Origin of the sequence: Anaerolactibacter massiliensis (assembly GCF_900290205.1) — a bacterium.
Classification (GTDB): Bacteria; Bacillota_I; Bacilli_A; order Erysipelotrichales; family Erysipelotrichaceae; genus Bulleidia; species Bulleidia intestinalis.
On sequence record NZ_OLMH01000001.1, the window covers coordinates 109039 to 123754 of the forward strand.

The following is a 14716-nucleotide window of genomic DNA, read 5'->3' on the forward strand; positions in this document are numbered from 1 at the left end:
AGAACACTAAGTGCTCTGCTTTTTTCAGAAGAGGCGTTCCTGATATGCTCTCTTGCGATAGCTAACCTGCTTTCCTTCGACCAGCTCATCGTCTTTCTGCAGGTGTCCGATCAGCATGGATGAATAAGGATCATGCATGGAGCGGTTGCGCAGGATCGTGCTGCGTGAATGATTGGCATAGCAGTACCTGCATCCATTCGGACATGTATCATAAGCTCCGATTGCCCGCTGATCAATGCACCTACATCCGGTTCCTGGTCTTGCATTATGGCAGGGAATCTGTTTCAGAGGCATGTCTTCTGCTTCGCTCAGAATCTCTGTGCTGAGGCATCCGCTTCTTCTGATTCCGTATCCCGTATAATCATCCGGATCTCCGCAGGTAGAAATCGTCATGCCATAGGATGCTGCAATTTTCCCGAATCCTTCTGCCAGGATGAGACGATCTTTCCTCGAAACAGGCTTCAGATCCGGAAACGTGACCTTCAGCTTCCCATACATATAGACAAAAGAGAAGATGCATCTGGAAGTATAAGGAGACAAGGCAGAAGCCATTGCTTCAAACTGCTTCAGGTGAGATTCAGCGCTATAAGGACCATAGATCAGCACCGGATCATAACGCCAGGCTGTCCGTTTCTTACCGACGATGTCTGACAGTTTCCGAAAGGTATCGACCGAAGCCTGTACCGAAGGAACATTCGGTTCAATATCTCTTCCATATGCAGTAATGGTATAAAAACAATAAACAGGGTACTGACCCATGATCTCAGGCAGATAAGGAAGGATCGGTTCATAGTTCTTGGAACAGAATATGATCGCGTCTACGATCTCCGGACTGATCCGATATCGGTTCACCCTTTTTGGATAAAAAGGGTTTCGTACATCTACGAAACCCTCGTGAAGCCGATTCATGAACCATGGAGTGTAGTATTGGACAATATCTGTTCTCTCTCCGGCAGTCAGAATCATATAAACTGTGATTACTTTGCTGCTTTTCTGACAACTGCCTTTTTAGCTTTCTTGGCCTTGGCACTTTCCATGTCTGCCAGAATCAGGTCAGTGATGTAGGCCTTTACTCCCGGCTGTTTCTCAAGCCAGCTGATGATCTTCTTCTCCGAGTCCTTGCTGTAGCGGATGGAGAAAGAACGGTAGTTTTCGCGATTGTACGCATTGTTGTACTCCAGTTTCTTTTCGTAAGTGTTCTTTTTTCTTGGCATAATTGTTCTCCATCGACGCTTCCCTTAGGGCGTCTTTTTGTGCTGACATTATAGCATGCATTTCTTTTCATTCATGCATACGGGTAGAAATAAAACCATTTTTTATTATTCTATGCATTCAAAAAATGTTATTTTTAAGTCTGTTTCTGGTCAGTATACTTCCGGAAGGCGGAATCTGTCATCTATGCGTGCAAGCTGTACACGGTGGATGATTGGCTGCACTTCGCCATTCACATCTGCAAGCATGTCAAGCTTCACGGTGCCATCTGTTTCCTTCGCTGCAATGATGTAGTTCGGGTTGATGGAATAGGAAGACTTCTGTTCCGTCAGAATCGTTTCTGCACAGTACAGTTTTCCATCCTGTTCCAGAAAGGTAGAACTTTCTCGCTCGAATGCCGCTGGGTAGTAATTCTCTTTCAGGTAATCCTGCGTAAATACCTTCTCTGCAATTGCTTTGACGTCATTGATCGTCTTCGGATCATAGTCTCCCATTGCCTGAACCTCATGATATCCTTTGACAGGCCCTTCTTCTTCGGAGACTTTGACATTGATACCCATCAGCCAGCAGAGGACCTCATTTTCCTGTGCAAGCAGATCAGTCAGTGCTGAACGGTATTCCGAGTACTGCGGATCATCGGCTGTGACCAGAGAAGGATCTATTTCGAACTGAATGCCGCCATTCATCCAGAAGCTTCCGCCTGTAGGGTTATAAATCATGAAGTATACCTGGTATTTGTCATTGACCAGGTACATGCCGGTGTAATAGATATTGCTGGTAGAAGAATCTACTTCGACCTGGATCAGATCATCCAGGGAGCTGATCTCTGGAAGGGAGATCAGTTCAAGAGGAAGACTGGGAAAATGGATTCCCTGGTTTTCCAGTCTTTTTTCTGCATCTGAAATCGTATCCGTCTGGTAATCTGCAATGCAGTTCTGGATCATTTCCAGTTCTTTTTCTTCGTCTGTTCTGGTATCTTCACTCACAACCGGGCCATAATATTCATCCTGTGTGGTGGTCTGTGAGGTACTGTTCTGTTTGGAACATGCACTCAGAAAGAGTATTCCTGTGAGCATGAATATGAGGTGTTTTTTCAAGGAATTTACCTGCTTTCTGGTACATGATAGCATCTTTCTGCAGACCTTGACAAACCTGCCTGCCGATGCTTAAATGAAGCCATAAACAGTGATGGGAACAAGTAGTTTCCTGGTATTCTTTCAGAAAGTCAGCGGATGATGCGAGCTGACAGATGCCGGAATGAAATCCTTCCCGGAGTGAAACCAATCCTTTCCGGTGGCAGCCGTTATCTGCCAGTCTTGAGTGGTCTGAATTGTTTCACGTGAAACAATTTTGGCAAATAGGGTGGCACCGCGATCAACACATCGTCCCTTATCGGATGGTGTTTTTTATTTTCAGGAGGACTATATGATTGATATCAAGCTTATTCGCGAAAATCCGGAACTCGTGAAAGAGAATATTCGCAAGAAATTCCAGGATGAAAAACTTCCGTTAGTTGATGAAGTTGCTGAATTCGACAAGCAGTTCCGTGATGCAAAGACAAAAGGCGATGCACTTCGCGGCGACCGCAATAGGATCTCCAAGGAAATCGGACTTCTGATGAGAGAAGGCAAGAAGGACGAGGCTGAAGCGGCCAAGCAGAAGGTAAAGGATCTTGAGAAGGAACTCCAGGATCTGGAAGAGAGCGAGGAAAAGCTTCAGGATGAAATCAAGAAGAGAATGATGGTGATTCCGAACATCATTGACCCTTCTGTTCCGATTGGAAAAGATGATTCTGAGAATGTTGAAATTGAGCGCTTCGGTGAACCTGTAGTGCCTGACTTCGAAATTCCATATCATACGGATATTCTGGAATCCCTGGATGGCCTGGATCTGGATAGTGCAAGAGAGACATCAGGAAATGGATTCTATTATCTGATGGGAGATGTTGCTCGTCTGCATTCTTCCATTCTGAGCTACGCACGTGACTTCATGATCGGCAGGGGATACACATACTTCATTCCGCCGTTCATGATCCACGGAAATGTCGTCAATGGCGTCATGTCCTTCTCTGAAATGCAGAACATGATGTATAAGATTGAAGGCGAAGATCTATATCTGATCGGTACTTCCGAGCATTCCATGATCGGCCGCTTCATGAATCGTACGCTGAAGAAAGATCGTCTTCCTTATAAGCTGACCTCCTACAGCCCGTGCTTCCGGAAGGAAGTCGGTGCGCATGGCATTGAAGAGAGAGGTTTGTATCGTGTTCATCAGTTTGAAAAGCAGGAAATGGTGATTGTCTGCGAGCCGGAAGACTCCAAGAAGTACTATGATGAGCTCTGGCATAACAGTGTAGACTTCTTCCGTTCTCTGGATATTCCGGTCCGCACGCTGGAATGCTGCTCTGGAGATCTTGCAGACCTGAAAGTTAAGAGCTGCGACGTTGAAGCTTGGTCTCCGCGTCAGAAGAAATACTTCGAAGTAGGCAGCTGCTCCAACCTCGGTGATGCCCAGGCAAGAAGACTAGGCATTCGCATCAAGGGAGAGAAGGGCAACTACTTCGCTCATACTTTGAATAACACGGTTGTTGCTCCGCCGAGAATGCTGATTGCCTTCTTTGAAAACAACCTTCAGGCTGATGGGACTGTAAGAATCCCTGAACCGCTTCGTCCTTATATGGGCGGCCAGGAAATTCTTGTCCCGAAGAAAGAAAAGAAGAACACTCTGTAATCTTCAGAGTTCTTCCCTCGTAAGACAGGAGAGTCAGACTCCTGTCTTTTTTATGAAGAAAGGGAAGATATAATAAGAGAGAACAACTAAAAATGTTTCACGTGAAACAATTGCCAAGACTATGAAGATACTGGAGATAGCAGGTCTGTTCGGAACCATATGGTTTCTATGCACAGAAGGATTAGGATACTGGAATATCGGAACAAATACGGGTCTGATTGTCTCAGTACTGATATTTCTGGCGGCAAAATATCACTGCCAAATCAGAGAATGGTGCAGCAGACATAAGAGCAGATTTTATAAAGTGATTTGCTCCATCTTATATCTAGTCATTGCTGCTGTCATTTCCCTGGCAGTGATTACAACCGGTCTGATCCTGTCCGTTCATAGCAATGGTCAGAAGGAGAACAGCACGGTAATCATTCTGGGAAGCGGCGTCAATGATGATGGCAGACCATCAGATGTAATGCGTGAGAGACTGGATACTGCACTGGAATATCTGAATGATAACCCTCATTCAGCAATTATCGTTTCAGGAGGGCTGGACGATCAGAGAGGATACACAGAAGCAGAATCCATGAAAGATTACCTGATCGAACATGGAATCAAATCCGACCGAATCTATCTGGAAAACCAATCTCATTCCACCAGAGAAAATATCGAATATTCTGAAACAGTCCTGCAGAATAATCATCTCAGTGCCTCCGTCCTGATTGTCACTTCTGACTTCCATCTGTATCGAGCAGGATACCTTGCCCGGCATTACCATCTGGACTACGAATTGCTTGGTTCCCCGACTCCGTGGTATGTTCTGCCTTCTTACTGGATTCGTGAAATGTATGGAATTCTCCATGAATGGATTGCAGACTAATTCCCTAACGTCAAGATGTGGCATCTCCGAGGGCAGAACAGGGAAAATCTGATCAGAAAAATTGTGATGCTGAAATGAACGATGAACGAAAATGAGATTGGTAATGATGTGTAAAATAAAAATTCGATTCCGGAAAACGGACGTTTCAGCATTGCATGCCAGAAAATGGCTTATTTATGCAGGTTTCAGAAGGTCCTGAAAACGCTGATTCCGGAAGTTGATGAAAGCTTCTGTTTCCGGTATAATCACATTGGTACAGCAGACATGGTATACAACCTGGTCAGGTCCGGAAGGAAGCAGCCATACCTACTTATGTCTGCGTGTACCACTTTTTATTTCTATGAAAGAGAAGACTGCAGAAGATTTCATGAGACTTGCACTCCGTGAAGCGGAAAAGGCGAGAGTGATTGATGAAGTTCCGGTCGGGGCAGTGATCGTCCGTGATGGGAAAGTCATTTCGCGTGCACATAATCTCAGAGAGAAAAATCAGAAGGCAGATGCGCATGCAGAAATGCTTGCAATCCGGAAAGCTTCGTCAAAACTCGGGACATGGTGCCTGGATGACTGCGATCTTTATGTGACCCTGGAACCATGCATGATGTGCACCGGGGTAATAGGTCTTTCAAGGATCCATGCATTATATTATGGAACTAGTGATCCGAAAGGAGGAACGGTAGATTCTCTGATCCAGATCAAGACGATCCGCCATATCGGAACATATCCGAAGGAGATCCATTCCGGTATTCTGCAGCCAGAGTGCTCTGCGATTCTCTCTGACTTCTTCCGGGAAAAGAGAAAGAAGAAAAAAAGAGACAGAAATGAGTTCAGAAAGGCTCAATAACTGTATATCCCGTGCCGTTTATGTGTACGGGATTTTGTTATAATTAAAGTAGTTTGTGAGGAATTCCATGAGTCGTTTGGCACTGTATCAGAAATATCGTTCTCAGACATTTGATGAAGTCGTCGGCCAGGAATATGTCGTTCGCTCCATCAAAAATGCACTGAAGGAAAATAAAGTAGGTCATGCATATCTGTTCTGCGGTCCTCGCGGAACCGGAAAGACCACGATGGCTCGTCTGCTTGCCAGGGCAGTGAATTGCGAGAATCCGGCAGAAGCTCCCTGCGGCCATTGTGCAAACTGCAGAGCGGCAATTGAGGGAACGCACCCTGATATTATTGAAATCAATGCGGCAAATGAAACGCATGTCGAAGATATCAGAGATCTGATTGAACGGTCCCGTCTTGCACCGATGATGGGTAAGCATAAAGTCTATATCATCGACGAGGTTCATCAGCTGAGTACGAGTGCTGCATCCGCACTGCTGAAAACTCTGGAAGAACCACCGGAACATGTGATCTTCATTCTGGCAACAACAGATCCTCAGAAGCTGATCAATACGATTATTTCAAGATGCCAGAGATTTGATTTCTCGAAGGTGGATACGACGCTGATCAAAGATCATCTGCTTTTGATTGCATCAAAGGAGAATTTCCATCTTGATCAGAATGCGGCAGAGAAGATTGCAGAACTGTCGGATGGCGGCATGCGCGATGCCTTGAGTATCCTCGAGCAGGCAGCTTCTTATTCCGCTGATAATATCACGGAAGAATCTATCGATGAGATTTACGGACTTGCATCTGCTGAAGAGAAGATCGGTCTTCTTGATGATATCTTTGCAAAGAATCTGGCTGGAGTCCTGGATCGGATCATCAACTCAGAACAGCATGGAATTGATCTGAAACGTCTGACCGCAGATCTGATCAGTGCCTTGAAAGATGGGGTGATCTGGAATTACACCTCGGATGCTTCGCTGCTTCATGTGCTGACGGAACAGCAGGCTTGTCATGTATCAGAAGGACACTCTTCAAGAGAGCTGCTGGATATGATACGCACGCTGATGGATGCGCAGAACCAGTATCGCAATGCGCAGAGCACCGCTCAGGTATTCGAGATTGCATGCATGGAGCTTATGACGCCTTCTGAAGCGGTGATACGAACTTCTGAACCTGCAGAAGAAAAACCTTATGTACCTGAAAAGAAGAAAGAACCGGAACCGGTGAGCTTCCATGCAAGCATGAAAACGGAACCGGCTGATACGATTCCTTCGATAACTCCTGCGGAAGAGAAACCAGAACCCGTTTTGAAGACGGATTCCGGAAAGAAAATTGAATTGCTGGATCTCGATCACCTGACGGCATTCCTTGTCTCCTGCACAAAGGCAGACAAGAAAGCAGATGATGAGATTCTGAAAAAGCTGACAGGCGGAATTCAGATGAATCGCTATATCGGAGTGCTTCGGCAGTGTGATCTTGGTGCTTCCGGTGCGGATCGCATTCTGTTCATCTGCAGAACTCAGGCGGTGGTCAATCAGATTTCTGAGGCGGATTTCAACCGCGGGTTCTATGAATATCTGAAATCAAATGGAATTGATAAGATGCCGTTTGCAGCATCAGCGGATCTGTATGCGGAAGTGAGAAGTCATTATGCTTCGCTGATGAAGGGCAAAGCCCTTCCGGAAGCGATGGTGGTTCATCGCTATGAAGAACCCGAGAAGAAAGTAGAAAAAGAACTGACTCCGGAAGAGAAGACTCTGAAATTATTCGGAGCAGAGAATGTGGAAATCATAGAAGGAGATAAATGAGTATGGATATGCAGAGACTGATGCAGCAGGCGCAGCAGATGCAGCGAAAGCTTGCAAAGATTGAAGAAGAGCTGGACGCAACAATCTATGAAGGAAAGAACAATGGAGTGGAAGTCAAAGTAAATGGAAAGAATGAAGTGACTGAAGTCTCCATTGATGAAGATCTTCTGGATAAGGAGAACAAGGATATGCTGCAGGATATGGTCATGCTTGCAGTCAATGATGCGCAGGCAAAAGCAAAAGCTGATCGGGAAGCGAAGATGGGCTCTGTGACACAGGGCGTCCGCATGCCGGGGATGTAAAGAATGTATCCGGCTAGTCTGGAAAAACTGATCGAATGTTTCCGGAAACTTCCAGGAGTCGGTGCTAAGACTGCGGAGCGTTATGCACTTCTGATCAGTGAGATGGAAGAGTCACAGGTCAGGGAATTTGCAGAAGCACTGATTGATGTGAAGGAAAAGCTGCATCATTGCAGCATCTGCGGAAATCTTTCTGAAGGAGAAGAGTGTTCGATCTGCAGTGATCCGGATCGGAATCATAAGCAGATCTTCGTAGTTCAGTCTCCGAAGGATGTGATTGCCATGGAGAATACGGGAGAATATCACGGAGTCTATCATGTGCTGAATGGACTGATTTCTTCCACCAAGGGAATCATGCCGGAGGATCTGAATCTTGATTTGCTTGTGGAGCGCGCCATGCATGCAGAGGAAGTAATCATCGCTACCAATGCAACGATGGATGGAGAAACAACGGCAATGTATCTGGATCGTCTGCTGAAGCAGAAGTGTCCGGGTTTATTGGTAACCAGAATTGCCCATGGCTTGCCGGCTGGGGGAATGCTTGATTACGCAGATGAGATGACGCTGAGCCATGCGCTGTCTGATCGCAGAAAAATGTAAGGAAGGAAAGGGAGCTGGAATTATGAACAATGATCTGACAATTGCACAGGCAGCAAAACTGGAAGACATCTTCACGATTGCAGATCGTGCAGGGATCGACCGGAAGTATCTGGAACCTTATGGAAATGATAAAGCTAAGGTCTCTCTGAAGATTCATGATGAAATCGGCTCCCGTCCTGATGGAAAGCTGGTCCTCGTCACAGCGATCACGCCGACGAAAGCCGGAGAAGGAAAATCAACCACGACGATCGGTCTGGCAGATGGTCTTTCAAAGATCGGAAAGAAAGCAATGGCATGTCTGCGTGAACCGTCTCTTGGTCCGGTATTCGGTCTCAAGGGCGGTGCTGCCGGAGGCGGCTATGCGCAGGTTGTTCCGATGGAAGAGATCAACCTTCACTTCACCGGGGACATGCATGCAATCACGACGTGCAATAACCTGATTGCTGCCGTTCTCGATAACAGCATTTATCAGGGAAATGAACTGAATATCGATCCGGAGCAGGTTGTCTGGAAGAGATGCATGGATATGAACGACCGCACGCTCCGCGATATCACGATTGCGCAGAACAAGAAGACCAACGGAGTCGAGCGCAAGGATCATTTCGTGATCACAGTTGCGTCAGAAGTCATGGCAGTTCTATGCCTGTCTGAGAATCTGAAGGATTTCCAGAACCGGATTGGTGAGTGTATCGTAGCATATACGTATGATCATAAGCCGGTGACGGTAAAAGATCTGAAGGTTGATGGTGCTGCAGCAGTGGTCATGAAAGAAGCAATCAAGCCGAATCTGGTACAGACGCTGGAACATACACCGGTTCTGATCCATGGCGGTCCGTTTGCCAATATCGCTCATGGCTGCAATTCCATCATCGCAACCAAGACAGCTCTGAAGCTTGCAGACTATGTTGTGACAGAGGCAGGCTTCGGTGCGGATCTCGGAGCTGAGAAGTTCTTCGATATCAAGTGCCGCACTGCCGGTCTCAAGCCGGATGCGGTTGTGATCGTTGCGACGGTAAGAGCTCTGAAGATGCATGGCGGAGTTGCGCAGGAAGATCTGGAAAAGGAAAATGTGGAAGCCATGCTTGCAGGTGCTTCGAATCTCGAAAAGCATATCGACAGCATCAGCCAGTATCATGTTCCGTATATTGTCGCGATCAACAAGTTCGCGAAAGATACTCCGGCAGAAGTGGAAGCACTTCTGAACTGGTGCAGAGAAAAGGGATACCCTGTTGAAGAGTCTGATGGCTGGGCAAAGGGCGGCGAAGGAACGAAAGAGCTTGCTTCGCATGTCGTGAAGCTCTGCGACGAACCGAATGCATTTGCGCCCCTGTATGATGTGAATGATTCCATCGAAAACAAGATCTCTCTGATTGCACAGAAGATCTACGGTGCAGATGGAGCTGAGTTCTCTCCGGAGGCAGAAGAGAAGATTGCATTCTACAAGGAACAGGGATGGGATCATCTTCCAATCTGCATGGCCAAGACGCAGTCTTCGCTGAGTGATAATCCGGATCTCAAGGGCAGACCGACAGGTTTTGTCATCCATGTCAGAGATCTTTCTATTTCAAAAGGTGCTGGGTTCATCGTTGCGTATACGGGCTCTATTCTGACGATGCCGGGACTGCCGAAAGATCCGGCAGCGCTGCATATGGGAATTGACGAGAACGGAAACAGCTACGGAATCTTCTGAGAATCAGGGGTAGGAAATGAGTTCCATTGCGTATGCGACTGATCAGAAAATGATTGAATATCACCGTCTTTGCGGAAGCCGCAATATCAATTTCTGGCGGCTTTCTGCACGGACCGGGTTTTCAGATTTTCATAAGGGAGATCTGCTGTTTTTCTATGCCCGCGGATTGCGGGGAAAGAAGAAGGGTCTGGTCGGGTATGCGCATTTCGACAGCATGCATACGCTGAATCTGAAGCAGATGTGGAACCGCTACGGAACGCTGAACGGATATGACAATCTGCAGGATATGCAGAGGACAATCGAGAAGGCGTCGAGAGATCATAAAGTTCCGGAGAAGATGACGGGCCTGTATCTGACGGATGTCGTGTTCTTTCTGGAACCGGTATATCCGAAGGATATCGGGATCACGATCAATGACAAGCTGGAAAGCTTCACCTATCTGGATCAGGATGATCCATCGGTTACCGTCCGGATTCTGCAGGAAGCTGAGAAGATCGGAATTGATGTATGGTCCAGTTCGCAGAGCCGGGAGCGGGAGACGATTTTCCGCAAGGATGAACTGCGTCAGCAGATGGCATTCATCCATTCCGAGATTCTGGATCCTTCGCTGACCAGATCAGAAGAATCAAAAGCCAGGAGTCTTGCAAAGAGATGTCTGGAAGAGCAGAAAGACTTTGAGCTGATCCGGGGAAGCCATACGGATCTGATCCGCATTGATGAGAAGAAGATGATCGTTGCGCTGCCGTTTGTTTCGCAGGCAAAAGATCATTCTGAGCGGCTGCTCGAATTCCTGGGAAGAGTGACGTATTATAGACTGCGGATCTCAGCAGAGAAGCTGAGGATACCGAAGACGGAATTCCGGATCCTGGAAGAAGAGGCACATCCGGAACTGGAGTCTTTCCTGGAAGAGCTGAACCATGAAGAATGATTATCAGGTAATTGTGATCGGCGGGGGCCATGCGGGAATTGAAGCAGCTCTTGCCTGTGCGCGTCTGGGGCATCGGACCCTGATGCTGACACTGAGTATTGAGAATATCGGCAAGATGCCATGCAACCCTTCGGTAGGAGGTCCTGCCAAGGGCATTGTCGTGCGCGAGATTGATGCGCTGGGCGGACAGATGCCGATTACGGCAGACCGTACTGCCTTGCAGTTCAAGATGCTGAACAGTGCGAAGGGCCCTGGGGTCAGGGCATTGCGGGTGCAGTCAGACAAGCTTGCTTATAAAGCGATGATGCAGGAGGTATGCCTGCATCAGCAGAATCTGACCGTCATGGCAGGAATGGCCGTGCGGCTGAATGTGCAGGACAGCAAGGTCACGGGAGTTACGCTGAAAGACGGAAGTATCATCACTTCCGATATCGTGATTCTGACAACCGGCACCTATATGGCTGGTCTGAACATGATCAGTGCTGAAGTGACGCCGGGCGGACCGGATCGTGAAGAGACGACGAATGAGCTTTCGCAGTCTCTGCGGGACGCAGGGCTGCGCACGTTCCGTCTGAAGACCGGAACTCCGCCGAGAGTGCTGACTGCTTCGATTGATTTTTCAAAGACGAAACTGGAGCCGGGAACAGATGCGTTCCTGGCGTTCAGCGAGACGACGGAGCACATCCGCCCGTTCAGTGAGCAGGTGCCTTGCTACATGACCTGGACGACTCCGGAAACTCATGAGATCATCCTTTCAAATCTGAACAAGTCTTCGATGTATTCCGGTGTCGTGAAAGGTGTAGGCCCGAGATACTGTCCGTCCATTGAAGACAAGCTGGTGCGCTTCAAGGATAAGCCGAGGCATCTCTTGTTCCTGGAGCCGGAGAGTCTTTCTCTGGATACGACGTATGTGCAGGGATTTTCCACTTCTCTGCCGAGAGACGTACAGGAGCGCATGACGCATACGCTGCCTGGCTTTGAGTATTGCATCATCAAGAAATATGCATATGCAATTGAATATGATGCGGTGGATCCCATTCAGATGAAGCCGTCGTTTGAGAATAAGTACATTGAGAATCTGTTTACAGCCGGTCAGGTGAATGGAACTTCTGGTTATGAAGAAGCAGCCGGTCAGGGTATTCTTGCCGGCATCAATGCGGCGAGAAAGCTGGAAGGAAAAGAGCCGCTGATTCTCGGCAGACAGGAAGCTTATATTGGTGTCCTGGCAGATGATCTGACGACCAAGGGAACGCTGGAGCCTTATCGTCTGCTGACCTCCAGAGCAGAGTTCCGGCTTCTGTTACGGCATGACAATGCAGAGCAGCGTCTGATTGAGAAGGGCTATGAAACCGGTCTGATCAGTGAGGAACGGCATGATAAGTATCTGGAAAAGCAGGCAAAGCTGAAGGAACTGAAAGATCATCTCTCGAATCTGACAGTAGAACTGGATGATCCGAAGGTCATGGCATATCTGAAAGAAAAAGGATATGAACCGGAAGGCCATATCGGCGAAAATGCTGAGAAGCTCGTGAAGCGGCCTGGCGTGACCAGCAGGGAGCTGCTGGAATGCCTTGGCGAAAATCCGGATCCGCGGACTGCTGAGAAAGCAGATATCGAGATCAAGTATGAGGGCTATATTGCCAAAGCAGAGCGGGAAGCGAAGAAGCTTGCAGCGATGGATTCGCAGAAGCTCGGCGTGAATTTCCGCTATGAAGAAGTTGATAATCTTTCCATCGAGGGAAGACAGAAACTGATGAAGTACAAGCCGGAGACGATGGGCCAGGCATCCCGGATCAGCGGGGTGAATCCGGCTGACCTTGCAGTACTGGCAATTGCGATCCGGCAGGGGAAAGGAGTTGCGAAATCATGAGATATCAGGATGTTGTTTCTTCTGTGTGCATCTATGGTCTGGAAGAGTCTGTGAAGGGATTTGAAGGAGAATCCGATCTTCCGGAGAAGTGTGATGAGGTTGCTGAACGGAATCTCCGTCTGGCGGATGTGAAGGCAGGCAGAGACAGTTTTCTGAATGGCGTGATTGTTCAGTTTGATCTGACCTTGACGAATAAGGCATGGAAAGATGCGGAGCGGTACCATTTTCTGACGTTTGTCAGCAGCCAGTCTTCGCTGCATCGGATCACGAAATTCGATCTGGATTCTGCTTATATCGAATATGTGGATCCGCGCATCATCGAGATCATGAAGGAAAAGACGAAGGCCTACAATGATCTGCAGGCTGATATTCAGAAGCTGAGTAAAGAAGGCAAGGATGTTTCCACACTCAAGGATCTTGCCAATCAGCATTATCTGGAGATCATGTATTCCAATCCGGATGGATTCAAGATGACAGCTCGCATGACGACCAGCTACCGGCAGCTGAGGACGATCTATGCACAGCGCCGCAATCATCGTCTGCCGGAATGGCGGGCATTCTGCGACTGGATCGAGACATTGCCGAGTGCGGAGCTGATTACTGATGAAGCATAAGGGAACTCTGGGAAAGCTGCTGCTGAGCAGCTTTCTTCTGCTCTCCGGATGCGGATCAGCGGCTGTGGAAGAAACGGCGACGGCTTCGCCTTCTGCTTCTGCAGAAAGCAGGCCGACGCCTGTGCCTGCGGTCAATGCATCCTATGAACCGGTAAATCATTCACCGGAATATGGGGTATGGTGGTCTTATATCGAATACCGCTTGCTCTGTTCTGAGGAAGATGAAACGGCATTCCGGGCTACGGTCGAAGAAGCGGTCCGGAACATGCAGGATCTTGGTATCAATACGATCTATATCCATGCGGTTGCGTTTACAGATGCGCTGTATGATTCAGAGATTTATCCGCGCAGCCGCTATATGCCGGATACGTCATATGATCCGCTGGCGATCTTCCTGGAGTATGTTCATGCGGCCGGGATGCATGCGGAGGCATGGATCAATCCGATGCGTTCCGTGGCAGTCGGCGAAGAAGATCTGCTGACGGGAAATAATCCCATCAGGGGATGGATTGATGAGAATAATGAACGGGTCCGGCCGGTATCTGGCAGATGGTATATGAATCCTGCTTATCCGGAAGTCAGGCAGCTGATTGTCTCCGTGGTGCAGGAGATGCTGTCGAAGTATGAGCTGGATGGCATCCACATGGATGATTATTTCTATCCATCCGGAACCGAGAAGAAGTTCGATGCCTATGTTTATTCGACGGCACAGAAAGAAAATCCGGATCTGACCCTGGAAGCATTCCGGGTGGCAAATGTGGATCAGCTGGTCAAGGAGATTCATGATGCGGTGAAGGCAGTGAATCCTTCGATTCGCTTCGGAATTTCTCCGGCAGGAAATAATGATAATAATCATTCTCTTTACTATGCTTATCCGGAAGACTGGGTAGCCCAGGGAACTGTGGATTATCTGATTCCTCAGATCTACTGGGGATTCCTGCATCCGGTAAAGCCTTATGAGTCCACACTTCAGGAATGGCTGAAGATCACCGAAGGCAGCGATGTGCTCCTGATGCCGGGGCTTGCGGCTTACAGCATCGGCGAGACGTATGATCTCGGCAGTAAGAAGGCAAACCGGGAGTGGGTCACGAATGATGACATGCTGGAACGTCAGACGGCAATGGCACTCGATACCTATGGCAGCAGCGGCGTGGTGTATTACAGCTATTCTTCGCTGTGGGCGCCGACGGAAGATACCAAGAAAATTGTGGAAAACGAAATTGTCCACATAAATAATTACATTTCGTCCCGCTGATGTCT

The 14716-nt window shown here is 48.0% G+C and carries 14 protein-coding genes, 1 other RNA gene and 1 other annotated feature; of the genes, 12 read left to right on the forward strand and 3 right to left on the reverse strand.

Annotated elements, in window-relative coordinates; translation table 11 throughout:
* Positions 1–24: 24 nt before the first annotated feature.
* From C7E00_RS00575 to C7E00_RS00585, 3 genes are all read right to left on the reverse strand, one after another.
* Positions 25–966 carry a DUF1848 domain-containing protein gene (locus C7E00_RS00575; protein ID WP_105302430.1) on the reverse strand — a complete coding sequence of 314 codons (942 nt, stop codon included), beginning with the start codon at positions 964–966 and terminating at the stop codon, positions 25–27.
* 11 nt (positions 967–977) lie between these two features.
* Positions 978–1214, reverse strand: coding sequence for a hypothetical protein (locus C7E00_RS00580; RefSeq protein WP_105302431.1), 237 nt, complete (start codon positions 1212–1214; stop codon positions 978–980).
* A 150-nt stretch (positions 1215–1364) separates the two neighbouring features.
* On the reverse strand, positions 1365–2198 hold the full coding sequence (locus tag C7E00_RS00585) for a hypothetical protein (RefSeq protein WP_135358119.1): 834 nt from the start codon (positions 2196–2198) through the stop codon (positions 1365–1367).
* A 190-nt stretch (positions 2199–2388) separates the two neighbouring features.
* Positions 2389–2605: a binding site (T-box leader), on the forward strand.
* Positions 2606–2637: 32 nt separating this feature from the next.
* On the opposite strand from C7E00_RS00585, the gene serS reads away from it, so the two are divergent.
* The 12 genes from serS to C7E00_RS00645 all read left to right on the forward strand — a co-directional run bounded on the left by serS (position 2638) and on the right by C7E00_RS00645 (position 14711).
* Positions 2638–3942 (forward strand): serine--tRNA ligase, encoded by a 1305-nt coding sequence (gene serS / locus C7E00_RS00590; protein ID WP_105302433.1) that lies wholly within the window; start codon positions 2638–2640, stop codon positions 3940–3942.
* A 304-nt stretch (positions 3943–4246) separates the two neighbouring features.
* A complete protein-coding gene (locus C7E00_RS00595) occupies positions 4247–4813 on the forward strand; it encodes a YdcF family protein (protein WP_167836404.1) in 567 nt (188 codons plus the stop codon).
* A gap of 248 nt (positions 4814–5061) precedes the next feature.
* An RNA gene (gene ffs / locus C7E00_RS00600) (signal recognition particle sRNA small type) lies at positions 5062–5147 on the forward strand.
* Between the two features lie 6 nt (positions 5148–5153).
* Positions 5154–5654 carry a nucleoside deaminase gene (locus tag C7E00_RS00605; RefSeq protein ID WP_105302435.1) on the forward strand — a complete coding sequence of 167 codons (501 nt, stop codon included), beginning with the start codon at positions 5154–5156 and terminating at the stop codon, positions 5652–5654.
* Between the two features lie 67 nt (positions 5655–5721).
* A complete protein-coding gene (gene dnaX, locus C7E00_RS00610; protein WP_105302436.1) occupies positions 5722–7455 on the forward strand; it encodes a DNA polymerase III subunit gamma/tau in 1734 nt (577 codons plus the stop codon).
* Between the two features lie 2 nt (positions 7456–7457).
* Positions 7458–7757, forward strand: coding sequence for a YbaB/EbfC family nucleoid-associated protein (locus tag C7E00_RS00615; RefSeq protein WP_105302437.1), 300 nt, complete (start codon positions 7458–7460; stop codon positions 7755–7757).
* 3 nt (positions 7758–7760) lie between these two features.
* Positions 7761–8354 (forward strand): recombination mediator RecR, encoded by a 594-nt coding sequence (recR, locus tag C7E00_RS00620; protein ID WP_105302438.1) that lies wholly within the window; start codon positions 7761–7763, stop codon positions 8352–8354.
* 22 nt (positions 8355–8376) lie between these two features.
* Positions 8377–10044, forward strand: a complete 1668-nt coding sequence (locus C7E00_RS00625; protein ID WP_275656047.1) for a formate--tetrahydrofolate ligase — start codon at positions 8377–8379, stop codon at positions 10042–10044.
* Positions 10045–10060: 16 nt separating this feature from the next.
* A complete protein-coding gene (locus C7E00_RS00630; protein WP_105302439.1) occupies positions 10061–10972 on the forward strand; it encodes a hypothetical protein in 912 nt (303 codons plus the stop codon).
* A complete protein-coding gene (gene mnmG, locus C7E00_RS00635; protein ID WP_105302440.1) occupies positions 10962–12842 on the forward strand; it encodes a tRNA uridine-5-carboxymethylaminomethyl(34) synthesis enzyme MnmG in 1881 nt (626 codons plus the stop codon). The genes C7E00_RS00630 and mnmG overlap by 11 nt, the downstream gene beginning before the upstream one ends.
* A complete protein-coding gene (locus C7E00_RS00640; RefSeq protein ID WP_105302441.1) occupies positions 12839–13456 on the forward strand; it encodes a hypothetical protein in 618 nt (205 codons plus the stop codon). Before mnmG ends, C7E00_RS00640 begins: the two co-directional genes overlap by 4 nt.
* A complete protein-coding gene (locus C7E00_RS00645; RefSeq protein ID WP_105302442.1) occupies positions 13446–14711 on the forward strand; it encodes a glycoside hydrolase family 10-like protein in 1266 nt (421 codons plus the stop codon). The genes C7E00_RS00640 and C7E00_RS00645 overlap by 11 nt, the downstream gene beginning before the upstream one ends.
* Positions 14712–14716: the final 5 nt, after the last annotated feature.